Source organism: Aquabacterium sp. T101 (genome assembly GCF_057219775.1).
Map to the genome: position 1 here is coordinate 471,393 of NZ_JBXVVZ010000002.1, position 23,099 is coordinate 494,491.

The following is a 23,099-nucleotide window of genomic DNA, read 5'->3' on the forward strand; positions in this document are numbered from 1 at the left end:
GAACCTCGGAGGGCTGGAGAGAGGGAAGTGGAGTGCGTGCAGTTTGCAACGCAAACGTATGCAATTGCAGTGCAAACATTAGGAGAAAACCCGAACGGATCGGGTGCCGCTATGGCTAATATGCGCCCTATGCCTAATGCAAAGAATGCAAAGAAGTCGAGCGGCTCGCCCGGCGGGACGCCGCGTCTGGAGGACATCGCGCATCAGCTGGGCATCTCCGTGTCGACGGTCTCACGTGCGCTGACCGGCCACAGCGCCATCAGCGCCGGCACGCGGGAGGCCGTACAGAAGGCGGCGTCCGCCGTCGGCTATCGCGTCCCGGCGCAGGGTCGGCGCTCGCGCAAGTCGGCCACGCGCATGGTCGGCGTTGTGGTCGGTGCCTTGCACAACCGATTCATGACCCTGCTGCTGGAGCATTTGCACGACGCCCTGCAGGAGGCCGGCTATCAGCTCACGCTATTCATCGACTCCATGCGCGACCCCGAGCAGCTGCTCGCCTTCCGGCCGCTGATCGACGGCTACCTCGACGGCATGATCTTCGCCACCGCCACGCTCGACTCGCCGGTAGTGGCCGAACTCAAGCGCCGCGGGATTCCTCTCGTGCTGGCCGTGCGATCGGTTGAAGACGTGGACGTGGACGTGGTTGAGGTGGATAACGTGCAGGCCGGCATCGAGGTGGCCCGACACTTCTGGGAGCTCGGCCATCGGCGCGTCGGACTCGTGATGGGCCCGCAGAACACGTCCACCAGCCGTGACCGCACACGCGGCTCGCTGCAGTTCCTCCAGGAGGCGGGAGTGCGAGTCGACGACGTGCCACTGCTGTGGGGCGACTACACGACCGAGAGCGGCTACTCCAACACCATGAGGTTGCTCGCGGCACATCCGCAGGTGACCGCGATTGCCGCCGGCAACGACACCATCGCTCTAGGTGTGCTCGAGGCAGCACGGCGGCGGGGCATCGACGTGCCGTCTCAGTTGTCGGTGATCGGGTTCGACGACATCCCGCTCGCCGGCTCACCGCTGGTGAACCTCACGACGGTGCGCCAGCCGGTGGAGGCGATGGCGCGCACGGCAGCCGCGCGGCTGCTGGAGCGGATGCGACCGGGCCACGTCGGCCAGGCGCCCGTCCGCGAAACGCTCCCGATTCAGCTCGTTCGGCGCGATACCACCGGCCCAGCCCCCCGCAAGCGATGACCTACTGCGCACGTCGATGACTGCGCTGGCATGGCGCACGAGGCCGAAAGACGGCTCTTTGATGCTTAGGGTTCGTTCGCAGCCCGATGGTCATAGGCAGCTACCGCTGCATTTCAGTCCCCCTGCAAATCACGCTCCCTTCCGCGTCGAGTCCTGCTGCGCACGGTCGCCGAAAGTCTTGACGCCTTCCGCGTCGGAGTCTGCCCGTACGGTCGCTGTCAGCGCCTACCCACCCCGCGCTCGTTCCAGCAGCCAAACTCGCACCGCTATCATGAACTCGCAGTGCCACCAGCCAAGGAGAGCCGCTTGCCAATCCTGTTCCAGCGGTGGGCCGCTCTCGTTGTGGCGCTGTGCGGCGTTACCGCGCACGCGGCTGCGCCGCTGGGCGACTACGTCGGTGTCTATGCCGACGCACGGGGCGCACAGCTGGAGCTGGTGGATGGCAAGACGCTCTTCGCCGTCATCGACGAGGCCAAGTACCCGCTGCGGCGGGTGGGCGGCGACACCTTCCTGACGCGCTCGGGCGACGAGGTGGTCTTCACCCGCAATGCGGCGGGCGACGTGGACGGCTTCGTCACGCGGGGGCAGACGCAGCGGCGCGTCTCCCGGCAGGTCAGCCCGGCCGCGGCCGACCTCGCCTGGCCCTGGCCGCATGCGCGGGGCCCGGCGCCGCGCTATCGCTATGCCGCCCCGCGCGACCTGGGCGACGGCATCGCGGCCGGTGGCGTGGCCGACGGCGAAACCACGCTGCATCGCGGCGTTCTCGAGCGCGTCGTGCAGGGGGTGCTCGACGGGGAGTGGGAGGACGTCCACGGCGTGCTCATCCATCACCGTGGGCGCCTGGTGCTGGAGGAATACTTCTACGGCTATGGCGTGCAACGGCCGCACCAGATGCGCTCCGCCACCAAGTCGGTCGTGGGCACGCTGGCGGGCATCGCCCAGGCCCGCACCGGAAAGCCGGCGCTGGACGCCCCGGTGCTGCCCCAGCTGCCCTATGCGGACTACGCCAACCCGGACGCTCGCAAGCGAGCGATCACGCTGCGCCACCTGCTCACCATGCAGCCGGGGCTGGCCTGCAACGACTGGGACGCCCAGTCGCCCGGCAACGAGTCGCTGCTGTACGAGACCGCCGACTGGGTGAAGGCCACGCTCGACCTGCCGATGGAAACCGAGCCCGGCACCCTGGGGCGCTATTGCTCCGGCGGCGTGGCGGTGGTGGGGCGCCTTACCGAGCTCGCCACGGGCCGCGCGTTGCCGGACTTCGCCCAGGAGGCGCTGTTCGGCCCGCTGGGCATTCGGCGCGACGACTGGCGCTGGAACTACGAACTCACCCAGCGCAACCGCGAGTTCTCGCAGATCCATCTGCGGCCGCGCGACCTGCTCAAGCTGGGGCTGCTCTACGCCCAGCAGGGCCGATGGCAGGGGCGGCAGGTGGTGCCGGCCGCGTGGGTGCAGGCGTCGCTGGCGCCGGCGTCGCGGCTGGGCGGCAACGGCTATGGCTTCTTCTGGTGGCAGCGCGAGCTGGACGCGGACACGCCCGGGGGCCGGCAGCGTGTGCTGTTCAGTGCGGCGCAAGGCAATGGCGGCCAGCGCATCATCCTGATGCCCGAGCACGACCTGGTGATCGTCTTCACGGGCGGCGACTACAACTCGGGCAGCGCACCGCCCAACCGCATCCTGCGCAGCGTCATCCTGCCCGCGCTGCTGGCCGCGCCGCAGCCGCCATCGCCTCGGCCACATCCTGCGCCAGCAAGGCCGTAGCGTTCCAGTCGGCCACCTGCTTCAGGCCGTCGGCCACGCGCGTGTCGCGGGCGTAGAGCAGCGCCCGCTTGGTGCCGTTCAGGGCCAGCGGCGGCTTGGCGGCCAGGTTCTCGGCGATGGCCTGCACGCCGCGGCGCAGTTCGTCCACGGTCTCGAAGACGCCGCTCACCAGCCCCATGTGCTCGGCCTCGTCGCCGCTGAACTCGCGCGCGCTGAAGGCCAGCTCGCGCGCGCGCCCGTCGCCCACCAGCCGCGGCAGGCGCTGCAGCACGCCCAGGTCGGCGGTCACGGCCATGTCCACCTCCTTCACGCACAGGCGGGCGTCGCGCGTGGCGTAGCGCAGGTCGCAGGCGCAGGCGATGTCCACGCCGCCGCCGTAGCACACGCCGTGCAGCGCCGCGATCACCGGCACCTGGCACTGCTCGATGGCGTTCACGCACCCCTGCAGCTCCACGATCCAGCGCCACAGGCGCTCGCGGTTGCGGCTGTCGGAGCCGGTGGTCGCGCGGCTGTGCGCGCGCAGGTCGGCCAGCACCGCCAGGTCGATGCCGGCACAGAAGTGTGCGCCCTCCCCCGCCAGCAGGGCCACGCGCACGTCGTCGCGCGCGTCCAGCGCACGGAAGGCGTCGCGCAGCGCAAGCCATCCGGCCACGTCCAGCGCGTTGGCCTTGGCCGGGCGGTCCAGGGTGACATGCGCCACGTGGTCGCGCACCTCGGTGCGCACGGCGGGTTGGGTGGTGCTCATGGGATGTGGTCTCCTTGGGCCAGCGCGCGCCCGATCACCATGCGCTGGATGTCGCTGGCGCCTTCGTAGATCTGGCACACGCGCACGTCGCGGTAGATGCGTTCCACCGGAAAGTCGTTCACGTAGCCGCAGCCGCCGTGGACCTGGATCGCGTCGCTGGCGACGCGCTCGGCCACTTCGCTGGCAAACAGCTTGGCCATCGACGCCTCGGTCAGGCAGGGCAGGCCGGCGTCCTTCAGCTGCGCGGCGTGCCACACCATCAGGCGCGCGGCGGCCAGCTGCGTGGCCATGTCGGCCAGGCGGAAGTTCACCGCCTGGTGCTCCACGATCGGCTTGCCGAAGGTCTCGCGCTGGCGCGCATAGTCCAGCGCGGCCGCCAGCGCGGCGCGGGCCATGCCCACGCACTGCGCCGCAATGCCGATGCGGCCGGCTTCCAGGTTGGACAGCGCGATGCGGTAGCCCTCGCCCGGCGCACCCATCAGCGCGTCGGCCGGCACGCGGCACTGGTCGAACACGATCTGCGCCGTGTCGCTGGCGTGCTGGCCCATCTTGTGCTCCACATGCGCCACCCGGTAGCCCGGCGTGTCGGTGGGCACCAGGAAGCAGGAGATGCCCTTCTTGCCCGCGCCCGGGTCGGTCACCGCCAGCACGATGGCCACGTGCGCGCGGCTGCCGGTGGTGATGAACTGCTTCACGCCGTGGATCACCCAGTGGTCGCCGTCGCGCCGCGCCGTGGTGCGCAGGGCGGCCGCGTCCGACCCCGCGTGCGGCTCGGTCAGGCAGAAGCAGCCCAGCGCCTCGCCGCGCGCCAGGGGCACCAGCCAGCGCTGCTTCTGCGCCTCGCTGCCGAACCGCAGGGTAATGCCGCAGGCCAGCGAGTTCTGCACGCTGACGATGGTGGAGGTGGCGCCGTCGGCGGCGGCCAGCTCCTCCAGCGTGAGCACCAAGCTCATCGTGTCGAGCCCGGCGCCGCCGTAGCTTTCCGGCACCGTCATGCCCAGGGCGCCCAGCGTGCCCAGCTCCTTCAGGGCGTCGGCCGGGAACGACTTCTCGCGGTCCCACTGCGCCGCAAAGGGGGCCAGCCGTTCCTGCGCAAAGGTGCGCATCGCGTCGCGAACCATCGTCTGCTCGGGCGTCAGGATCATCGGGGTGGTGGGCGGGGTGGTCGACCCCGGATGCTGCCCATGGCCGTGGCCGCGGGCCCCCGACGGAAGTCGGGTCCGCCCGCGTGTTGTCACCGCCGTGGCCCGCCCCTCCCCGCTTCGGGAGGGGACCGTCGCGGCCCCTGAGGCTATGTTTCACGGCGCTCGATCCGCAGCTGCACGCACTCCACCAAGGCCACCGCCATGACTCAACGCCCTCGCGCAGGTTCACCGCCATCGACTCGCGACCGCACGGCGCGGCCCGCCGGCGCCGGCAAGATCGTCGAGGCCGCCCAGCAGGTGCGGTCCTGGGCCGAGGCGGCGCTCAGCGTGGCGGGCAACGTGGCCGACATGTCGTTGACGATGGCCAAGGTCAAGGCCACCGACCCGCGCCACAAGGCCGCCATTGCGAAGGCGGGCCGCGCGCTGCGCCAGACGCGTGAAGCGGCCGGCCTGACCACGGCCGAGCTCGAGCAGGTGATCGGCCTGGGCGACGCGGGCCTGCTGGAAAGCGCCGAAAGCGGCAAGGCGGCGCTGCCCTTCGAGGTGATCCTGCGCCTGGCCAGCGTGCTCGGGCGGCACGACCCGATCTCTTTCGCGATGCGGCTCACGCGCTCCTACAACCCGGAGCTGTGGGGCACGCTGGACAGCCTGGGGGTGGGCCGCCTGGCCGTGCAGGCCGGGCGCGAGCGCGAGCTGGCCAACATCTATCGCGCCAACGACGCGGCGCGCGGCCTGAGCGACGAGCAGTTCGCCACGCTGCTCACCTTCATGAAGGCCAGCTTCGAGATGGCGGTCGCTTTCGCCACCGCCCAGGCCACCGCCACCGCGGGCAAGGCCCCGGGCGCCGCCAGGGGGTGAGGGGGCCGCGCAGCGTCAGGTGGCGCTGATCCCGAGCTTGCGGATGAGCTGGTTGATGACCACGTGCTCCCGGGCCAGGTTCTGCGCAAACTGCTGCGGCGTGCTCATGAAGGGCACGAAGCCGATGCCGGCGAGGAACTTCTCGAACTCCGGCGTGCGCACCGTGGCGCCGATGGCGTCGTACCAGCGCGCAACCTCGTGCGCCGGCAGGCCCTTCGGGCCGACCAGGGCGAACCAGATGCGCGACTCCTCCACCGGCCCCTTGAAGCCCTGCTCGGCCAGCGTCGGCACGTCGGGCAGCAGCGCGCTGCGCTGGCCCGTCACGGCGATCGGCGTGGCCAGGCCCTTCTGCTGGTACTGCAGCGCCACGTGGGCCGGGCCGAAGCCGAGCTGCACCTGCCCGCCCGCCAGGTCCTGCAGGGCCGGCGCCGCGCCGCGGTAGGGCACGTGGGTGAAGGTCGCGGTGCTCTGGGCTTCGATGGCACTCATCACCAGGTGCGGCAGCGTGCCCGGCCCCCAGGAGCCGTAGCCGATCGGCGGCTTGGCCTGGCGCGCCTTGCCCATCAGCTCGGCCATCGACGACGCGCCCAGCTTCGAGTGCGCCATCAGCACCACGGACGAGGCCACCATCTGCGTGATCAGGGTGAGGTCGCGGCGCGCGTCGTACGGCGGGGCCTTCACCAGCGAGGCCACGCTGATCAGCGAGTCGGGGATCGCCAGCGCGAAGGTGCGGCCGTCCGGCGCGGCGCGGGCCACCTCGGCGGTGCCGATCGAGCCGTTGGCACCGGCCTTGTTCTCGATCACGATGGTGTGCTTCACGCGCGGGCCGACCCCTTCGGCCAGCCGGCGCGCCACGGCGTCGAGCGGCCCGCCGGCGGGAAACGGCACCACCCACCGCACCACGGCATCGTTGGCAAGGGTCGGGCTCGTCCAGGCCGGCAGCGCAGCGGCAGCCAGCAGACGCGAAGTGCAGGCGCGGCGATTGATCATCTCGGTCTCCGTGTCGGGTGATGGGGCGGGTGGGACACCCGGAGCGCGAGCCTAGGCAGCGGCCTGCCGCCGGAGCCACGCCCAAAGTCGGGACGCCGATCAGGGCGAACCCGGTCCCGGGGGGCCGATTCGGACATTCCAGCCCACCGCTCCATACTTAAGTCTGGCGTGGCGGCTGGGGCCTGCGCCGACCCTCCATCAGGTATGACTGCGACTGCCGTTCCAAGAGGCAAGCTGGCGCCGCCGGAAACGGCCTTCGAGCCGCTGCTGCCGCATGCCCTGCAGGTGCTGCTGCGCAGTGCGGTGCTGGCCAAGCTGGTCGTCGTGTGCGCGCCGCCGGGCTACGGCAAGACCACGCTGCTGGCCCAGCTGCACCGCACCCTGCAGCAGCGCGAGGTGCGCTGCGCCTGGCTCACGCTGGACGACCGCGACACCAGCGTCGCGTCGCTGCTGAACTGGATGTCGGCGGCGCTGCAGGAGCGCATCGCCGACGCGGAGGGTGCCGTCCCCTCCGACGAGCGGGACACCGCCGCCGCGCCCACCATGCCGGACGACCCGCGCGAGCGCGCCGAGCGCCTGCTGACCCACATCGCCACGCTGGACAGCGCCACCGTCCTGTTCATCGACAACCTGCAGATGTGCACCGACCCGCAACTGGCGCCGATGCTGGAGCGGCTGGTGTTCGGCAGCGGGCGGATGCTGCGCCTGGTGCTGTCCAGCACCGAGGACCTGCCGCTGGACACGACACGGGCGAAGCTCGAACTGTCCACGGTGGAGGTGCGCGCGCCGCATCTGGCGCTCGACATCGAGTGCCTGCGGGGCCTGCTGCAGCAGGCCGGCCTGGCCGACCCGCCGCGGCCGATGCTGCAGCGCATGCTCGAGCAGACCGAGGGCTGGCCCGCGGCGGCGCGCCTGCTGCAGGTGCTGATGTCCCAGGACGTGGCCCCCGACGACGTCGCGCTTCGGTTCAGCGGCACCGACCACGACATCGCCCAGGTGCTGACGCGGCGCGTGCTGGCCGGCTTCGCGCCGCGGCGGGTGGCGTTCCTGATGGAGCTGGCGCTGGTGCGCGAGTTCAGCGCCGACTTCGCGGCCCACGTCACGGGTTGCGACGAGGCCGGCGAGTGGCTCGACGATCTGCTTCGCCGCAACATCCTGATCTTTCCGCTCGACCGCAGCCACCGCTGGCTGCGCATGCACACCCTGCTGCGGCAGTACCTGCTGGCCGAGGGCGCGCGGCGGCTGCCGCGTGGGCGCCGGCAGGAGGTGCTGGAACGCGCCGCGCGGTGGCATGCCGATCGCGGCGACGACGTGGCCGCGCTGGAGGCCGCGCTGGACGCGCCGGCGCCCACGCTGGCCGGCCAGCTGATCGACCGCGTCGCCAAGTCCGTGGCGGCCAACCAGGGCCAGCTGGCGCATTACGCCGGCTGGGTGGAGCAGCTGCTGTCCACCGGCGTGACGCTCTCGCCCGAGGCGCACGCGTGGTACGTGTGGTCGCTGTGCTTCTCGCTGCAGTACGAGCGCGCCTACAGCGCCCTGGAATCGCTCGACCACCGCCTGGCCGAGATCGACCCGAGCGGCGAGCGCGCGGCGTCGCTGCGCGCGCGGGTGAGCCTGCTGCACGTGGTCATCGGCGTGCATCTGGACATGATCGACCGCGCGCGCGACGAAGCGCAGCGGTGGTTGACCCATGCCAGCGACCGCGATGCGCTCGGCGTGGCCACCGTCTCCACCGCGGCCGCGGTTGCGGAGCTGACTCACGGCCGCCTCGGAGCGGCGCGGCAGTTCATGCAGGCCGCCAGCAGCGCGGTCGCCCGCAGCGACAGCGCCTACGGCCGGGGATGGGTCGCGTCGATGCAAGCCTGCGTCGACCTGGCCGACGCCGACCCCAGCGCCGCCGACAGCGTCCTGTCGCGAGAGCGACCGCATGTCATTCGCGCCGTGGGCGAGCGTGCGGCCGTCGTCTCGACCATGGACTTCGTCCATGCCCGCGCCTTGCTCGATCTCGGGCGCGAAGCCGCGGCACGCGAGATGGCCTTGCGCGGCCTGGCGCAAGCCAATGTGCACGGCGTCAACGAGACCGCGCACCACGGCCTCACGGCCTGCGTCGGCCTGTGGGACGGGCTGGCGGACAGCGCCTTCGCGCCCCAGGCCCTGGACCCCGTCGTGCGCTGCTATGCGCCGCGCACGCAGCGGGCGGTGGCGGTGCAGCAGGTGCGCCGGCTGCTGTTCCTGGGCGCGGTCGACGAGGCGCGCGACTTCGCGCACCGGCAGGCGCTGGACACGCCGCTGCTCGAAGGCGCCGAGGACCAGAACGATCCCGAGCGGGTGCTGCTCGACCTGGAGATGGCGCTGGCCGCGGGTCACGGGCGCGACGCCCTGCAGCGCATCGAGCGGCACCAGAAGGCCGCGCAGGCGGCGCAGCGCTGGCGCGACCTGCTGCATCTGCACCTGCTGGCCACCGAGGCCTGGCTGCGCTGCGGCGACGCGCAGCATGCCCAGCGCACATTGGCGCTGGCGGTGTTCGTGGCCGCGCGCCGGCGCCTGGTGCAGCCCTTGCTCGAGCGGGCGCCGCGCCTGCGTCCGATCCTGTCGCAGGCCTCCACCAAGGACTTCGGCATGGTGCGGCCGGAGGAGCTGGAACTGCTGGAGCGCCTGCGCGAGGCCAGCGGCGCGGCCGTGCCCGCGGCCGTGCAGGCCGCCGCGTCGGCCGCGGTGCCGGAGGCGGGCGCCGCCGCCGTGGACCCCCTGACGCGGCGCGAACTCGAACTGCTGGAGCTGCTGAGCCAGGGCCTGAGCAACCAGCAGATCGCCGACCGGGTGAGCCTGTCCGTGCCCACCATCAAGTGGCACTTCTACAACCTGTACGCCAAGCTGCAGGTGAAGAGCCGCGCCGCTGCGCTGGCCAAGGCGCGCTCGCTGCTGCTGCTGTCGCGCTGAGAGCCTGATACGACCGCGGGTTCGATCAAACAGAAACCACAGTCTGCTTGCTGCGGGCCCGGAGGCGACGTCCAGATCAGACAGGGGTGTCGGTGAACGTCCGGTCGTACCGCATTGCGGTCGTCGCGCGCTCCACGCGCAGAGTCATCAACCGGCCAGAAGTGGACATACAAAGGCTCGCCCACGGCAGTCGATGTGGTGGAACCCCGGTCCTCGCGGGTGCGCGCCATCGCGCAGAATCGATGCACTGCTGGGAGGTTCATTGCATGCATTGCGCACCCGCCGCAGGCGACCGGCGCTCCGTCGCGTCCGTCACTACTGCTCTCGTGATAGCGGCCGGGGCCGGCGCCTGCGCGACCGGTCCGGTGCAAGACAAGCTGGCTTTCCAGGGCACGGTCGTCGACCAGTTCGAGCACGCCAACGGCGGCCAGCGCATGACGCCCGTGCCCATGCCCGGCGGCGGCTCGATCCTGGTGCCGGTGGGCGCACCCCGCAGCTATCGGCTAACGGTGCGCGGCGACGACGGTCGCATGCGCGACGTCCTCACGTTTCGCAAGACCGACAACGGCAGCTGCATCGCGGTATTCGTGTCCGCGGTCATGCCGATCACGTTATCTCGGTACGACCTGCATGAGGCGACGGTGAAGCCAAGCTCCGGCTGCGCCACACCAGGTTGATGGGTACGCGTCAGTGGTTGTCGTGCGCCTCTGAGGCGCCGCAAGCCGCGCCAACGCTCACTTCAGCTCCGTTATCGGTGGTTCGCGCGGTGGGTCGGAGGGACGGCTAAGGGTCGTTCTGAGACGCTCGACGAATCGAGCTCTACGTCGCATTGGTAGCCAGAGCTGACGTCCGGCCCGCGCCGATCGGTGCGACAGCTTTGGGCTGCAGTCACATTGCGGTTGCTGTTCGACTGAACGCCCAGTCGCATCGGTAGTCGGGGTTGGGCCGCCCCAAGGCCCTGGGTCAACCCTGATTCGAACCCGACCGAAGTCGGGCGTGACCCCGACTTCGGCGCGCGAATCTCCAAGCTGCCCACTCGCATCGGGTGGTCGCGGTCTGGAGATCAACCATGTTCGACTACTTCAAGTACCTGCTGTCGCCGGTCATCCTGGCGATCAACGCCTATGGCCTGTGGCGCGGCGGCGACTACACGTGGCTGGGGGTCGCCACACTGGTGGCGGTGCTGCTGTTCGACGCGCTGCTGAAGAACGACTTCACGATGCGCGACCAGCGCCAGGTCTGGATCTACGACGTCATCGTCACGATGACGGTCTTCGCGGCCTTTGCCAACCTGCTGTTCTACGTCTGGCTCGTGGGGCAGGACCACTTCGCGACGACGGCGTCCGCCGCAGGGGCCTTCGTGAGCATGATCTTCCTGGGCTTCGTGGTGGGGGCGCCGCCGGTGCACGAGCTGTTCCACCGCGAGAACGCCTTCCTGCGCTGGCTGGGCCGCATGGGCCAGTGCATGATCTTCGACCCGTGGCGCGAGATCACGCACGTGATCACGCATCACATGCGCACCGCCACGCCGGACGACCCCGACTACGCGCGGCGCGGCGACACGGTCTACGGCCACTTCCTGCGCACCTTCCCGGGCCAGTTCAAGGAGGCGTACCACCTCGAGAAGATGATGTGGACCAAGCGCGGTCGCGCCTGGTGGGACGTGCGCAACCCGTGGGTCTACCGCATGGCGCAGCTGGCGGTCTTCACCGGCATCCTGGTGGCCGTCGGCGGCTGGAAGGGCGCGGCGCTCGGCATCGCCTCGTGCCTGCTCGGGCCGCGCCTGCTGCTGGAGGTCTTCAACTACGTCAACCACTACGGCCTGGTGTCGGCCACGCCGGGGCGCTTCATGAAGCGTCACACCTGGAACCACCTGACGCCGCTGGTGCGCATCCTGGCGCTCGAGATCACCAACCACGCCGGTCATCACGACGACAGCTACAAGCCCTTCTACCAGCTGGAGCCCGACCGCAACGGCCCGCTGCAGCCGCACTTCTTCCTCTGCGTGCTGGCCGCCTTCGTGCCGCCGATCTGGTTTGCCGTGATCAAGCCGCGCCTGCGCGACTGGGACGAGCGCTTCGCCTCGCCGCAGGAGCGCGAGATCGCCTGGCGCGAGAACGCGCGGGCCGGCTGGCATGACCTCAACCCTCCGGGCGCGCGCCTGCACGGCGGCTCCGCGATGGCCTGACACATCCACAGGAGACAGCGGCGTGATCACCGATTCCATCGCACCCAAGACCGACGCCATCCCGCGCGCCAGGGCCTGCCGCGTCACCGTGGCCGGCGGCGAGGCGTTCGACATCAACAAGGACGACCTGCTGCTCAAGGCCGCCATCGAGCAGGGCATCGAGTACCCGCACAACTGCCGCGTCGGCGTGTGCGGCGCCTGCAAGACGCGGCTGGTGCGCGGCAAGGTGAGCCCGATGGTCGACCTGGCGCTGTCGCCGCTGACCAACGAGCAGCTCAACGAGGGCTACTTCCTGGCCTGCCAGGCCAAGGTCCGGACCGACATCGAGATCGAGGTCAGGATGGGCCATCACCAGCAGCTGCCGGTCGAGACCGTGCCGTCGAGGGTGAGCCTGTGGCGGCGCCGGCCCGGCGATGTCGTCGAGCTGCGCCTGAAGCTCGACGCGCCGCTGCGCTTCCACGCGGGGCAGTACGCGACGATCGCCGAGTCCGGCTCGTTCATGCGCCGGCACTACTCGATCTACGACGCGCCGCCGGCCGACGGCAGCGCGGCCACGGAGATCGGGTTCCTGATCAAGCGCCTGCCGGGCGGCCGGTTCTCGGAGTGGCTGTTCGAGTCGGACCGCACGGGCACCAAGTTCTGGGTCGAGGGCCCCTTCGGCGTGATGGAGGTGGACGACCCGGACCGCGACGGCCTGTGCGTCGCCGGCGGCACCGGCCTGGCGCCGATCCTGTCCATCGTCGGCGACCGCCTGCGCAGGTCCTCGACCGCGCGCTTCACGATCGTCTTCGGCGTGCGCGGCAGTGGCGACCGCTTCGCCGAGGACCACCTGCAGCGGCTCATGGCGATGGCGCCGGGCCGCGTGCGCGTGCTCACGGTGCTGTCGCACGAGCCCGAGGGCTCGCCGTGGAACGGCCCGCGCGGGCTGGTCACGGACGTGCTGACGCCCGAGCTCGGCATCGACTTCCGCAACGTGGCGAGCTTCACCTGCGGCAACCTGGCGATGGTCGACGCGGTCGAGAGCCGCCTCGCGTCGCTCGGCGTGTCGCCGGACCGCATGCATGCCGACCGCTTCGTGCCTTCGGGCACCCAGGGCTGAGCCGCCTCACCCCACCACACCACCAGGAGACTCACGATGAATGCATTCGCTCGCCCCGCCCGCCAGGCGCTGTGCGCCCTCGGCCTCGTCGCCATCGCGGCGCCTGCCGCCCATGCAGGCGACTCGCCCTGGTCACTGCGCGTCGGCCCGGCCCAGGTCGGATGGGACGCCAGTTCCACCGTCGAGGTGGCCGGCGGGCCCGTGCCCGGCGGCTTCATCAAGGTCAAGGACAACACGGCCCTGGCGTTCGAGGTCGGCTACCGCGCCACGGACCGGTGGACCCTGCGGATGGCCTTCGGCGTGCCGCCGACCACCACCCTGTCCACCGGCGGAACGCTCAACACCCTGGTGCCGCCGCTGACCGGCACGCTCGGCAAGATCAAGTACGGCCCGGCCGTCGCGTCGGCCACGTGGAGCCTGGGCGAGTTCGGCGTCTTCCGGCCCTATGTCGGCGCCGGCGTCAACTACACGCATGTCTTCGAGACCAACGATGGCGACATTGGCGGCCTTCGCGTCAAGAGCGCCTGGGGCTCGGCGCTGCAGGCGGGCTTCGACGTGGCGATCGATCGCGACTGGTCGGTGTTCGTCGATGCCCGCAAGATCTTCATCAAGACCACGGCGACCGGGACCGTGCCCGCCCTCGGCGGCCCGCCCGCCAAGGCCAATGTGAAGCTCGATCCGCTGATCGTGCACATCGGCGCCGGCTACCGCTTCTGACCCCGCCTCGAAGGAGCCGCGACATGAGTGAAGCCACGCAAGGCCGACCGCTTCAGCAGACCTTCAAGCGACCCGTGCGCGCCGCCGTCGTGCGGCAGGTCGGCGCGCCGTTTGCGCTCGAGGATCTGCAGATCGCCGAACCGCAGCCCGGGGAGGTGCTGGTGCGCCTGGCCGGCACCGGCATCTGCCACACCGACCTCGTGGTGCGCGACGGCTTCCCGGCACCGCTGCCGATCGTGCTGGGGCACGAAGGCGCCGGCCGCATCGAGGCGGTGGGCGCCGGCGTCACGCACCTGAAGGTGGGCGACGCCGTCGTGATGTCCTTCGCGCACTGCGGCGGCTGCCCCAACTGCGCGCGTGACGAGCCCGCCTACTGCTATCAGTTCTTCCCGCTCAACTTCGCCGGCCAGCGGCTGGAGGACGGCAGCACGCCGCTGCGCAAGGGCGACGAGAAGATCCACGGCCACTTCTTCGACCAGTCCTCCTTCGCGTCGATGGCCATCGCCCGGGCCGCGAGCGTGGTCAAGATCGACGCCACCGGCCTGCCTCTGGAACTGATGGGGCCGCTGGGCTGCGGCGTGCAGACCGGTGCGGGCGCCGTCTTCAACTCGCTGAAGATGGAGAAAGGCCAGAGCCTGGTCGTCTTCGGCGGCGGCGCCGTGGGCCTGAGCGCGGTGATGGCGGCGCGCTGCATCGGCGCCGCGCCGATCGTCGTCGTCGAGCCGCAGGCCGGGCGGCGTGCGCTGGCCATCGAGCTGGGCGCCACGCATTGCATCGATCCGCGCGCGACCGACAAGGTGATCGACGCCGTCAAGGCCGCCTGCGGTGGCGGCGCCATGCGCGCGCTCGACACCACCGGCATTCCGACGGTGATCGGCCAGGCCGCGGAGACGCTGCTGCCCAACGGCCTGCTCGGCCTGCTCGGCGCGTCGCCGATGGACGCCAACCTGCCTGTGAACATCATGAGCATGATCATCCGCGGCGTCGGCATCAAGGCCATCCTCGAAGGCGACAGCAACCCGCAGGAGCTGATCCCGCGGCTGGTCGGCCTGTATCGCGAGGGGCGCTTCCCCTTCGACAAGCTGATCCGCACCTTCCCGTTCGACCAGATCAACGAGGCCACCAAGGCCTCCGAGGACGGCTCCGTCGTCAAACCCGTGGTCACCTTCTGACTTTTCCGCACGCCCCACCATGACCACCCTTGCTTCTGCCGTCACGCTGCCGCCTGCCAGGAACCACATCGGCGGCCAATGGCTCGACGACGCCGCCGCGCCGCGCCGCGCGGTGCACGACCCCGCCACCGAAGCCGTGATCGGCCACATTCCCTGCAGCACCGCGGCCACGGTCGACGCCGCCGTCACCGCCGCGCAGCAGGCCCTGAACCACCCCGCCTGGCGCGACCTGCCGCCGATCGGCCGCGAGCGGCTGCTGCACCGGCTGGCGGATCTGATCGATGCCCATGCCGGCGAACTGGCCGCGATCGAGTCGCTCGACAACGGCAAGCCCATCGCTTTCTCGAGCACGGTCGACCTGCCGCTGGGCGCGAACTGGGTGCGCTACATGGCGGGCTGGCCGACCAAGCTGAGCGGGCGCTGCATCGCACCGGCGCTGCAGCCCAACGGCAGCCACCACGCCTACACGCTGCGCGAGCCGGTGGGCGTGGTCGCCGCGATCGTGCCGTGGAACTATCCGCTCGTGCTGGCCCTGTGGAAGATCGCGCCGGCCCTGGCCGCCGGCTGCACCGTCATCCTGAAGCCGGCCGAGGACACGCCGTACTCGTCGATCCGCCTGGCCCAGCTGATCGAGCAGGCGGGCTTCCCGCCCGGGGTGTTCAACCTCGTGCTCGGTGACGGCAGCACCGGCGCCGCGCTCGTGCGCCACCCGGGCGTGGCCAAGATCAGCTTCACGGGCTCGACCGCCACGGGCAAGCGCCTGGTGGCCGAGGCGGCGCACAACATGAAGCGGCTGACGCTGGAACTCGGCGGCAAGTCGCCGTCGATCATCCTGCCCGATGCCGACCTGGCCAGCGCGATCCCGGGCGCCGCGCAGGCGGTGTTCTTCAACTCGGGGCAGGTCTGCTTTGCCGGCACGCGGCTGTTCGCGCCGCGCAGGATGATCGACCAGGTGCTCGAAGGCGTGGCCCAGGTGGCACGCGCCTTCACCATCGGGCCGGGCAGCGACCCCACCAGCCTGCTGGGCCCGGTGGTCAGCGCGCGCCAGCTCGACAGCGTGCTGTCGAAGATCTCGGCCGGCGTGTCGGCCGGCGCGCAGGTCGTGATCGGCGGAGGCCGGGTCGACCGGCCGGGCTACTTCGTCGAGCCGACGATCCTGCTCACCAGCGACCGCCAGAACCCGGCCTACCGCGAGGAGGTCTTCGGCCCGGTGCTCACCGCCACCCCGTACGACGACGTCGAGGAACTGGCCGCCTTCGCCAACGACAGCGACTACGGTCTCGCGGCGCACGTGTACACGCGCGACCTCGGCGCCGCCCATCGGCTGGCCCGCAGCATCCAGGCCGGCACCGTGTTCGTCAACACGCAGCTGTCGCCCGACCCGGCGCTGCCCTTCGGCGGCTACAAGCAGTCGGGCTGGGGCCGCGAGAACGGCGAGGACGTGTTCGCGCACTACACCGAGACCAAGTCGGTGATCGTGAAGGTGCAGTGATGTGACCGCGCGCAGCCCTGCGCCGCTGGCTTCGCTGACCAGCGACGCCGCGTTCACGCCGATCATCCGCAGCAGGCTGGCACCGCCGCGCATCAGCGGCGCCGTGGTCATGCGCGAAGGCATCATGCCCGCGCTGGCGCGCACGGCGCCGCTGACGCTGATCGTCGGTCCGGCCGGTTCCGGCAAGACCGTGCTCTGCGCGGCCTGGCGCAAGCAGCTGGCCGCCGCGGGGCATCCGGTGGCCTGGTTCAACCTCGGGCCCGAGGACGACGAGTCGCAGTTCGTCGCCTACCTGTCGGCGGCGTTCGAGACGGTCGGGCTGGCGCTGCCCGCCCGTCCTGGGGACCTGGGCTCGCACGCCGGCGCGCCGTCGTCGCTGCGCCTGTTCCTGGCCGAACTGGTCAACGGCCTGCACCGCGACGAGCGCCCGATCGTCCTCGTGCTCGAGGACTTCCACTTCGTGCGCCGCAGTGCCATCGTCGAGTTCATCGACCGCCTGCTGGAACTGGCCCCGCCGCACTTCCAGCTGGCGATCAGCTCGCGCACGCGGCCGGCGCTGAACCTGCTGCCTCTGCGCGTGCGCGACCAGCTCACCGAGATCGGCTTCGCCGAGCTGCGCTTCACGCTCGACGAGACCACGCAGTTCCTGCGCAACCAGCGCGTCGACGGCCTGAGCGCCACCCAGCTCCACACGCTGCACCAGCTCACCGACGGCTGGGCTGCCGGGCTGCAGCTGGCGGCCGTGTCGCTGCGCAAGGCGCCCGACGCCCAGGCCTACCTGCAGCGGTTCGCCCACACGCTCACCCCGAGCCGCGAGCACAGCCTGCGCGACTACCTGCAGGAGTGCGTGGCCGAGCACTTCGACGACGCGGAGCTCGACTTCCTGGTGCGGACCTCCGTCTGCCGCCGGTTCAACCGCGAACTCTGCGCGCAGTTGACGGGCCATCCGCAGGCGGCGCAGGTCCTGGCGCGGTTCGAGGCCGACAACCTGTTCGTGATCCCGATCGAGTTCGACGACACGCTGCCCTGGTACCGCTTCCACCGCCTGCTGGCCGCCTACCTGAACGAGCGGCTGGCGGCGCTGCCCCAGGCCGAGGTGGCGGCGCTGCACGACAGCGCCAGTCGCTGGTTCGCGCAGCGCGACCTGTACGCCGAGGCGATCCACCATGCGCGCGCCGCCGGCAACGAGGACCTGCACATCGAGCTGGTGGAGCGTGCGGCCCGCCCCACGCTCAACAGCGCCGGCCTGGTGCAGCTGCTCCAGTGGTTCGAGCAGGTGCCGCGCGACCGCGCCCGCCATTGCGGGGAACTGCTGCGCTGCGTCGGCTGGGCCCAGGTGATGGCCGGCGCCCTGGCCGACTTCGAGTGGTCCATCGCCGCGCTCGAAGCGCACCCGAGTGCGCGGCAGACCGACGTCGCGCTGGAGATCAAGTTGCTCAAGGCCTTCCGGCACCTGCGCCTGGACGACACGGCCGCGGCGCTGGCGCTGCTGGCGCCGTACCTGGGCCAGCCGCTGCAGGCGCGGCCGTTCGACCAGATGCTGCTGTGCAACCTGCTGGCCCACGCGCTGATCGGCGACGACCGTTTCGAGCAGGCCCGGGATCTGGTGCGCGACCGCCCGCACCGGGCCTGCGTCCAGCCCGAGCAACGGCCGACACCCTTCGTCGACGCCGTCGTCGGCATCAGCTTCCTGGCCCAGGGCGACATGCAGCAGGCACGTCTGGCCCTGGGTCGGACCCTGAACGAGGCCCGCCGCCTCGGCGTCGACCCGTCGGCCTATGTCGCGTGCTACCTCGCCGAGGCGCACTACCAGGCCGACGAACTGCCGCAGGCCGAGGCCCTGCTGGACGAGTTCGACGGCGTCGTGGACATGGTCGGCATGGCCGACAGCCTGCTGCACGCCTGGCGGGTTCGCGCTCTCCTGTGTGCTGCGCGCGGCGACCTGGACGCGGCCCTCGTGGTGCTGGACCGCATGGACGCCCTGGCGCGCGCCCACGGCGCGGACCGGCTGGCTGCGCAGAGCCTGGCGATGCGCGTGCGGTTCGAGGCGGCGCGTGGCCAGTGGCCGGCCGCCCGGGAGGCGCTGCGTCGCCTGGAAGCGCTGGCCCGGCCGTACGGCGCCGACAGCCGCGGAGCGCTTGCCGACATCGGCCGGCTGCTGGAGCTGGCACGCGCCGAGCTGGCGGCGGCGACCGACCAGCCGGAACAGGCCTGGCTCCTGCTCGAGCCGCTGATCGCCGACAGCGACCGCCGCGGCCGGCTGGCGCAGGCCACGATGCTGCGGCTGCGCGCGGCCGCGGTCCACGAGCAGCAAGGCCGTCGCGCCCAGGCGCTGGACCTGACGCGCCAGGCCCTGGCGCAGGCCCACGAGCGCCGGATGCTGCGCCTGTTCATCGATGCCGGCGCCACCGCGGCGACGCTGCTGCGCGAGCTGGTGCAGGGTGCCGGCCTGTCGGCGGCCGAGTCGGCGTTCGCGCGCGACGTGCTGCGCCGGCTGGTGACACCGGCCGACGGCGTGGCCTTCGCCGCGGCCACCGACCCGGCCGACACCGCCGCTCCCTTGGCGCCGACGCCGCAGCGTCCGGCGGAGGCGCTGTCGCTGCGCGAGACGGAGATCCTGGGGCTGCTGGCCCAGGCCCTGTCGACGAAGAGCATCGCCCGCGTGCTCGACGTGTCCGCCGGCACGGTGAAGTGGCACCTGAAGAACGTCTACGCCAAGCTCGGCGTGATGTCCCGCGAGCAGGCCGTGCTCAAGGCGCGCGGCCTGCGCCTGATCCCCTGACCCGTCGTCCTCACTTCGGCGCCATGCGGATCGCGCCGTCGAGGCGGATCGTCTCGCCGTTGAGCATGGGGTTGCGCACGATGGACTCGACCAGCTGGGCGTACTCGGCCGGCCGGCCCAGCCTGGAGGGGAACGGCACCTGCAGGCCCAGCGAGTCCTGCGCCGCCTGCGGCAGGCCCTTGAGCATCGGCGTCTCGAAGATGCCGGGCGCGATGGTCATCACGCGGATGCCGTGGCGCGCCAGTTCCCGCGCCACCGGCAGCGTCATGCCCACCACGCCCGCCTTGGTGGCCGCGTAGGCCGCCTGGCCGATCTGGCCGTCGTAGGCGGCCACCGACGCCGTGCACACCACCACCCCGCGCTCGCCCTCCTCGTTCGGCGGCATCCGACTCATCGCGTCGGCCGCCAGGCGGATCATGTTGAAGGTGCCGACGAGGTTGATCGACACCGTGCGCGCGAACAGGTCGAGCCGGTGCGGGCCGTCGCGGCCCAGCACCTTCTCGGCCGGCGCCACGCCGGCACAGCAGACCAGCCCGTGCAGCGCGCCGAAGCGCTGCAGCGCTGCGTCGACCACCGCCCTGGCGTCGTCCTCCGACGTCACGTCGGCCCGCACGAAGCACGCCGCGTCGCCCAGCTCGGTGGCCAGTGTGTCGCCGGCCGCGACGTTCAGGTCGGCCAGCACGACGCGTGCGCCGCCGGCGACCAGTCGGCGCGCCGTGGCTTCACCCAGGCCGCTGGCGCCGCCGGTGACGATGAAGGTGTGGTTCTGCAGGTCCATGGGGTGTACGGGCAGTGCGGTGCAGCGGCGCTCAGGCGCCGAAGGCGGCCGGATACAGCAGCGCGAGCCCGATCGCGGCCAGGCCGCCGTGCGCCAGGGCCAGCGGCAGGGGGCGACGATCGCGGTGGATCAGGCGGAAGAAGGTGGCGCCCCCGAGCAAGGCCGCGGTGACCACCGCGAAGCCCCAGGTCGCGCGGGCCGGGTACCCGGCCCCCTGCCCGAACAGGGCCAGGCCCATCAGCGCCAGCCCCAGCAGACCGAGCGCCCCGTGACCGGCGCCGAACCAGCGCGGGTAGCGCGTGCCCGTGATCAGCAGCAGGACGAAGAGCACTCCGCCGCTGGCGGCGGCCGCCAGTGCCACGTAGGCCGATTGGATGAGGGTCATGAAGGTTCTCCAGGGTGTCGGTATCGATCAGGCCGCGGCGAGGCCGAGGAAGTCGCCCACCAGGGTGGCGCTCTGCGCGCTCTGGGACAGCACGAAGATGTGGCCGTCGTTCATCACCTGCAGGCGTGCGTTGGGGATCAGCTGTGCCATCAGCCGGGCATTGACCAGCGGAATCACGGGGTCGTCGTCGCCCGCCATCACGAGCGTGGGCTGCTGGATCAGCGGCAGCCACGGCAGGCTGGTCCAGCCCATGATCGCCAGCTGCTGCAGCAGGTAGCCCCGGCGGCTGGTCGGCCGCATGAAGCGGCTGAACCGGGTGATCAGGCTGGGGTCCCTGGCGGCCTCGCCGCCGTAGATCAGGCCGAAGACCTTGTGCCGGTACTCGCGGTCGTTGTAGCGGCGCGGGCTCATCAGCGAACCCAGCACCGACAGCCGCCCGGGCACCATCAGCATGCCCTGGGACGTGGCCGCCAGGACGAGCCGCCGGCAGCGCCACGGGTTCTGCAGCGCGAACTGCTGGGCCAGGGCGCCGCCCCAGGACACCCCCATCGCGTCCACGCGGTCATGGCCCAGCGTGCGCACCAGCCGTGACGCCAGCGCCGACAGCATCCACATCCGGTAGGGCAGGCGCGGCGGAGGAGACTCGCCCGTGCCGGGCACGTCGAAGGCGATGACCTCGATCGCCGGGTCGAGCTCGTCGACGAAGGGCGTCACCAGCTCGAGGCTGGCGCCGATGCCGTTGAACAGCAGCAGCGGCACCTTGCTCCCGTCGCCCGGCCAGATGGCCACGCGCATCCGATGGCCCAGCACGGTGTGGTGTTCGATCCTGAACGCGCGCGGTGCCGCGGTGCTGCCTCGTGCCGCGGGACTCGGTCGCCGCGGCTTCATTGCGCACGCTCCAGGATGTAGGCGCCCGGCGCCTTGGCCAGCGGGCGATGCCGGGCATTGCCCGGCGCCTTGGGCGCGGCCACCTTCGGGCCCGAACGCTCGCCCCACCAGCCGATGACATGGTCCCACCAGGTGCCGGCGTTCTTGGTGGCCGCCGAGAGCCACTCGTCGGGCGTGTCGGGCTTGGCCGTGTTCACGTAGTACACCGACTTGGGGTTGCCCGGTGGGCAGACCAGGGTCTGCACGTGGCCGCTGTTGGCCAGCACGAACTGCGAGCGCTTGCCCAGCACCTGGGCCGAGCGGTACACCGCCCGCCAGGTGACGATGTGGTCGGTCTGGGCGCCGATGACATAGGAGTCGAAGTCCAGCTTGGACAGGTCGGCGATGGGCGTGTCGCGCAGCGTCATCGCGCCGGGCGTGGCCAGCTTGTTGCCCTCCACCAGCGCGCTGAAGTCGCGGTTGAATGCGGCGGTCATGCCGGTGCCGTCGGCGTTCCAGTACAGGATGTCGAAGGCCGGCGGGTCGTTGCCCATCAGGTAGTTGTTGACCCAGTAGTTCCAGATCAGCTCGTTGGGCCGCAGCAGCGCGAACAGCAGGGTGAACTCGTTGGCGCTGATCCGCCCCTTCTTGCCCTTGCCCGGCAGGCGCTTCATCTGCTGCTTGAGCTTCGGGTCCATGAAGGCGCCGATGCCCTGCGCCTGCGACATGGTCTGGGTGTCCAGGATCGATATCGACAGCATCACGCTGTTGATCTTGCGCTGCTTGCGCGCAGCGTAGTAGCCGGCCAGCGAGTACACCACCGGCCCGGCGCCGCAGATGGTGAAGAGGTTGGGGTCGGGCACGCCGGTGATGTCGGCCACGGCGTCGATGGCGGCGTCGATCGAGAAGCAGTAGTCCTCCATGCCCCAGTGGTCGTGCTCCTGGCCCGGGTTCTTCCACACCATCACGAACAGCGTGAAGCCGTGGCGCACGATGTGCTCGAAGAAGCTGCGGCCCGGCGCGATGTCCACCGCGTAGTACTTGTTGACGATGGAGGGCACCACCAGCAGCGGCCGCTGATGCACCTGCTCGGTCTGCGGCGCGTACTGCACCAGCTCGAACATCTCGGTGCGCAGCACCACGGAGCCGGGGGTCACGGCCAGGTTCTCGCCGACCTTGAAGGCGCGGTCGTCCACCTGCGACGGCACGGGGCGACCCTTGCGGATGTCCGACAGCAGGTTCTGCGCGCCCTTGAGCAGGCTGCGGCCGCCGGTGTCGATCGCGCGCTTCATCGCGGTCGGATTGCTGAGCAGGAAGTTGGTCGGCGCGATGGCGTCGCTGATCTGGGACATCAGGAAGCCCGCGCGCTCGGCCTCCTTGTCGGCGAGTCCGGCGCTGGCGGCGTAGCCCTTCATCGCCTCGGACAGCGCCAGGTAGGACTGCAGCAACGCGCTGTGCACGCGGCTGTCCTTCCAGGCCGGGTCCGAGAAGCGCCGGTCGGCCGGATCGGGTGCGAGCGTCGATGCACCGGTGAGCACCTGGCTCAGCTCGCGCGTCAGCCCGGCGCCCGCGCGCAGCAGGGCCAGCGGGTGCCGGGCCGCCTGCCGGCCGATCGTGCCGGCACTGTCCAGCAGGTCGCGCGGACGGAAGTCGTTCAGCACGTTCTGGCCGAACGCGTTCTCGGCGGCTGCACGGGCCAGATCGCTGCCGGCCGGTGCGGGTGCGGGCGATGGCTTGCGCGGGGACGCCTTCTCGACGACAGCCGCGTCGTGCGCGGGCCTCGGTCGGCGCGGCGCCGGGCGCTGCGGCCGCTTCTTGGCGGCGGCCGGGGTGCCCGCCCGGGTGCCCGCCTTGGTGCCCGACTTGGTGCCCGCGCGGGCGCCGGTGTCGCGTGCACGCGATGCACTTGTCTTGCCTGTGGTGGCCATGCTTGTCCGGGAGGCGCCGCGTGCGGCGCGTCGTCCCGCTCCTTGTGGTGGTTGACTT

General features: G+C 71.2%; 18 protein-coding genes. 11 read left to right on the forward strand and 7 right to left on the reverse strand.

Annotated features, from left to right (window positions below):
• Positions 1 to 129: 129 nt before the first annotated feature.
• Both AC2EAQ_RS09320 and AC2EAQ_RS09325 read left to right on the forward strand, forming a co-directional pair.
• Positions 130 to 1,194 (forward strand): LacI family DNA-binding transcriptional regulator, encoded by a 1,065-nt coding sequence (locus tag AC2EAQ_RS09320; RefSeq protein ID WP_484642520.1) that lies wholly within the window; start codon positions 130 to 132, stop codon positions 1,192 to 1,194.
• Positions 1,195 to 1,500: 306 nt separating this feature from the next.
• Complete coding sequence (locus AC2EAQ_RS09325; RefSeq protein WP_484642522.1) at positions 1,501 to 2,955, forward strand: serine hydrolase; 1,455 nt, start codon at positions 1,501 to 1,503, stop codon at positions 2,953 to 2,955.
• On the opposite strand, the gene AC2EAQ_RS09330 is transcribed toward AC2EAQ_RS09325, so the two are convergent.
• Both AC2EAQ_RS09330 and AC2EAQ_RS09335 read right to left on the reverse strand, forming a co-directional pair.
• Positions 2,882 to 3,700, reverse strand: coding sequence for an enoyl-CoA hydratase-related protein (locus AC2EAQ_RS09330; RefSeq protein ID WP_484642524.1), 819 nt, complete (start codon positions 3,698 to 3,700; stop codon positions 2,882 to 2,884). The genes AC2EAQ_RS09325 and AC2EAQ_RS09330 overlap by 74 nt on opposite strands.
• Positions 3,697 to 4,845, reverse strand: coding sequence for an acyl-CoA dehydrogenase family protein (locus AC2EAQ_RS09335; protein ID WP_484642526.1), 1,149 nt, complete (start codon positions 4,843 to 4,845; stop codon positions 3,697 to 3,699). The genes AC2EAQ_RS09330 and AC2EAQ_RS09335 overlap by 4 nt, the downstream gene beginning before the upstream one ends.
• Before the next feature lie 201 nt (positions 4,846 to 5,046).
• Between AC2EAQ_RS09335 and AC2EAQ_RS09340 the strand changes: the two genes are divergently transcribed.
• On the forward strand, positions 5,047 to 5,703 hold the full coding sequence (locus AC2EAQ_RS09340; protein ID WP_484642529.1) for a helix-turn-helix domain-containing protein: 657 nt from the start codon (positions 5,047 to 5,049) through the stop codon (positions 5,701 to 5,703).
• A gap of 15 nt (positions 5,704 to 5,718) precedes the next feature.
• Here the strand turns inward: AC2EAQ_RS09340 and AC2EAQ_RS09345 are convergent, their stop codons facing one another.
• Positions 5,719 to 6,693 carry a tripartite tricarboxylate transporter substrate binding protein gene (locus tag AC2EAQ_RS09345; protein WP_484642533.1) on the reverse strand — a complete coding sequence of 325 codons (975 nt, stop codon included), beginning with the start codon at positions 6,691 to 6,693 and terminating at the stop codon, positions 5,719 to 5,721.
• A 204-nt stretch (positions 6,694 to 6,897) separates the two neighbouring features.
• Here AC2EAQ_RS09345 and AC2EAQ_RS09350 point away from each other — a divergent pair, with 204 nt between their 5' ends.
• The 8 genes from AC2EAQ_RS09350 (at position 6,898) to AC2EAQ_RS09385 (ending at position 19,083) form a co-directional block, all read left to right on the forward strand.
• Positions 6,898 to 9,633, forward strand: coding sequence for a helix-turn-helix transcriptional regulator (locus AC2EAQ_RS09350; RefSeq protein ID WP_484642536.1), 2,736 nt, complete (start codon positions 6,898 to 6,900; stop codon positions 9,631 to 9,633).
• Positions 9,634 to 9,998: 365 nt separating this feature from the next.
• Complete coding sequence (locus tag AC2EAQ_RS09355) at positions 9,999 to 10,310, forward strand: hypothetical protein (protein WP_484642539.1); 312 nt, start codon at positions 9,999 to 10,001, stop codon at positions 10,308 to 10,310.
• 392 nt (positions 10,311 to 10,702) lie between these two features.
• On the forward strand, positions 10,703 to 11,821 hold the full coding sequence (locus tag AC2EAQ_RS09360; protein ID WP_484642541.1) for a fatty acid desaturase: 1,119 nt from the start codon (positions 10,703 to 10,705) through the stop codon (positions 11,819 to 11,821).
• 22 nt (positions 11,822 to 11,843) lie between these two features.
• Positions 11,844 to 12,920, forward strand: a complete 1,077-nt coding sequence (locus AC2EAQ_RS09365; RefSeq protein ID WP_484642543.1) for a 2Fe-2S iron-sulfur cluster-binding protein — start codon at positions 11,844 to 11,846, stop codon at positions 12,918 to 12,920.
• Between the two features lie 36 nt (positions 12,921 to 12,956).
• On the forward strand, positions 12,957 to 13,637 hold the full coding sequence (locus AC2EAQ_RS09370) for an OmpW/AlkL family protein (RefSeq protein ID WP_484642545.1): 681 nt from the start codon (positions 12,957 to 12,959) through the stop codon (positions 13,635 to 13,637).
• Between the two features lie 23 nt (positions 13,638 to 13,660).
• The gene (locus tag AC2EAQ_RS09375; protein WP_484642547.1) at positions 13,661 to 14,809 is read left to right on the forward strand and encodes an NAD(P)-dependent alcohol dehydrogenase; all 1,149 of its coding nucleotides are present in this window, start codon (positions 13,661 to 13,663) and stop codon (positions 14,807 to 14,809) included.
• 19 nt (positions 14,810 to 14,828) lie between these two features.
• Complete coding sequence (locus AC2EAQ_RS09380; protein ID WP_484642549.1) at positions 14,829 to 16,301, forward strand: aldehyde dehydrogenase family protein; 1,473 nt, start codon at positions 14,829 to 14,831, stop codon at positions 16,299 to 16,301.
• A 1-nt stretch (position 16,302) separates the two neighbouring features.
• The gene (locus AC2EAQ_RS09385) at positions 16,303 to 19,083 is read left to right on the forward strand and encodes a winged helix-turn-helix domain-containing protein (protein ID WP_484642553.1); all 2,781 of its coding nucleotides are present in this window, start codon (positions 16,303 to 16,305) and stop codon (positions 19,081 to 19,083) included.
• A 10-nt stretch (positions 19,084 to 19,093) separates the two neighbouring features.
• On the opposite strand, the gene AC2EAQ_RS09390 is transcribed toward AC2EAQ_RS09385, so the two are convergent.
• From AC2EAQ_RS09390 to AC2EAQ_RS09405, 4 genes are read right to left on the reverse strand one after another with little or no spacing between them, the layout of a single operon-like run.
• A complete protein-coding gene (locus tag AC2EAQ_RS09390) occupies positions 19,094 to 19,861 on the reverse strand; it encodes a 3-hydroxyacyl-CoA dehydrogenase (RefSeq protein ID WP_484642555.1) in 768 nt (255 codons plus the stop codon).
• 31 nt (positions 19,862 to 19,892) lie between these two features.
• Positions 19,893 to 20,246: a hypothetical protein gene (locus tag AC2EAQ_RS09395; protein ID WP_484642557.1), complete on the reverse strand. Its 354-nt coding sequence runs from the start codon at positions 20,244 to 20,246 to the stop codon at positions 19,893 to 19,895.
• Between the two features lie 27 nt (positions 20,247 to 20,273).
• Positions 20,274 to 21,134 (reverse strand): poly(3-hydroxyalkanoate) depolymerase, encoded by an 861-nt coding sequence (gene phaZ / locus AC2EAQ_RS09400; RefSeq protein WP_484642559.1) that lies wholly within the window; start codon positions 21,132 to 21,134, stop codon positions 20,274 to 20,276.
• Entirely contained in the window at positions 21,131 to 23,041 is a 1,911-nt protein-coding gene (locus AC2EAQ_RS09405; protein WP_484642561.1) for an alpha/beta fold hydrolase, read from the reverse strand. The genes phaZ and AC2EAQ_RS09405 overlap by 4 nt, the downstream gene beginning before the upstream one ends.
• Positions 23,042 to 23,099 lie beyond the last annotated feature (58 nt).

Coding starts and splice junctions, on each gene's coding strand:
- AC2EAQ_RS09320 (WP_484642520.1), top strand. CDS start 130: ATGCCTAATGCAAAGAATGCAAAGAAGTCGAGCGGCTCGCCCGGCGGG.
- AC2EAQ_RS09330 (WP_484642524.1), bottom strand. CDS start 3,700: ATGAGCACCACCCAACCCGCCGTGCGCACCGAGGTGCGCGACCACGTG.
- AC2EAQ_RS09335 (WP_484642526.1), bottom strand. CDS start 4,845: ATGATCCTGACGCCCGAGCAGACGATGGTTCGCGACGCGATGCGCACC.
- AC2EAQ_RS09340 (WP_484642529.1), top strand. CDS start 5,047: ATGACTCAACGCCCTCGCGCAGGTTCACCGCCATCGACTCGCGACCGC.
- AC2EAQ_RS09345 (WP_484642533.1), bottom strand. CDS start 6,693: ATGATCAATCGCCGCGCCTGCACTTCGCGTCTGCTGGCTGCCGCTGCG.
- AC2EAQ_RS09350 (WP_484642536.1), top strand. CDS start 6,898: ATGACTGCGACTGCCGTTCCAAGAGGCAAGCTGGCGCCGCCGGAAACG.
- AC2EAQ_RS09360 (WP_484642541.1), top strand. CDS start 10,703: ATGTTCGACTACTTCAAGTACCTGCTGTCGCCGGTCATCCTGGCGATC.
- AC2EAQ_RS09370 (WP_484642545.1), top strand. CDS start 12,957: ATGAATGCATTCGCTCGCCCCGCCCGCCAGGCGCTGTGCGCCCTCGGC.
- AC2EAQ_RS09375 (WP_484642547.1), top strand. CDS start 13,661: ATGAGTGAAGCCACGCAAGGCCGACCGCTTCAGCAGACCTTCAAGCGA.
- AC2EAQ_RS09380 (WP_484642549.1), top strand. CDS start 14,829: ATGACCACCCTTGCTTCTGCCGTCACGCTGCCGCCTGCCAGGAACCAC.
- AC2EAQ_RS09390 (WP_484642555.1), bottom strand. CDS start 19,861: ATGGACCTGCAGAACCACACCTTCATCGTCACCGGCGGCGCCAGCGGC.
- AC2EAQ_RS09395 (WP_484642557.1), bottom strand. CDS start 20,246: ATGACCCTCATCCAATCGGCCTACGTGGCACTGGCGGCCGCCGCCAGC.
- phaZ (WP_484642559.1), bottom strand. CDS start 21,134: ATGAAGCCGCGGCGACCGAGTCCCGCGGCACGAGGCAGCACCGCGGCA.
- AC2EAQ_RS09405 (WP_484642561.1), bottom strand. CDS start 23,041: ATGGCCACCACAGGCAAGACAAGTGCATCGCGTGCACGCGACACCGGC.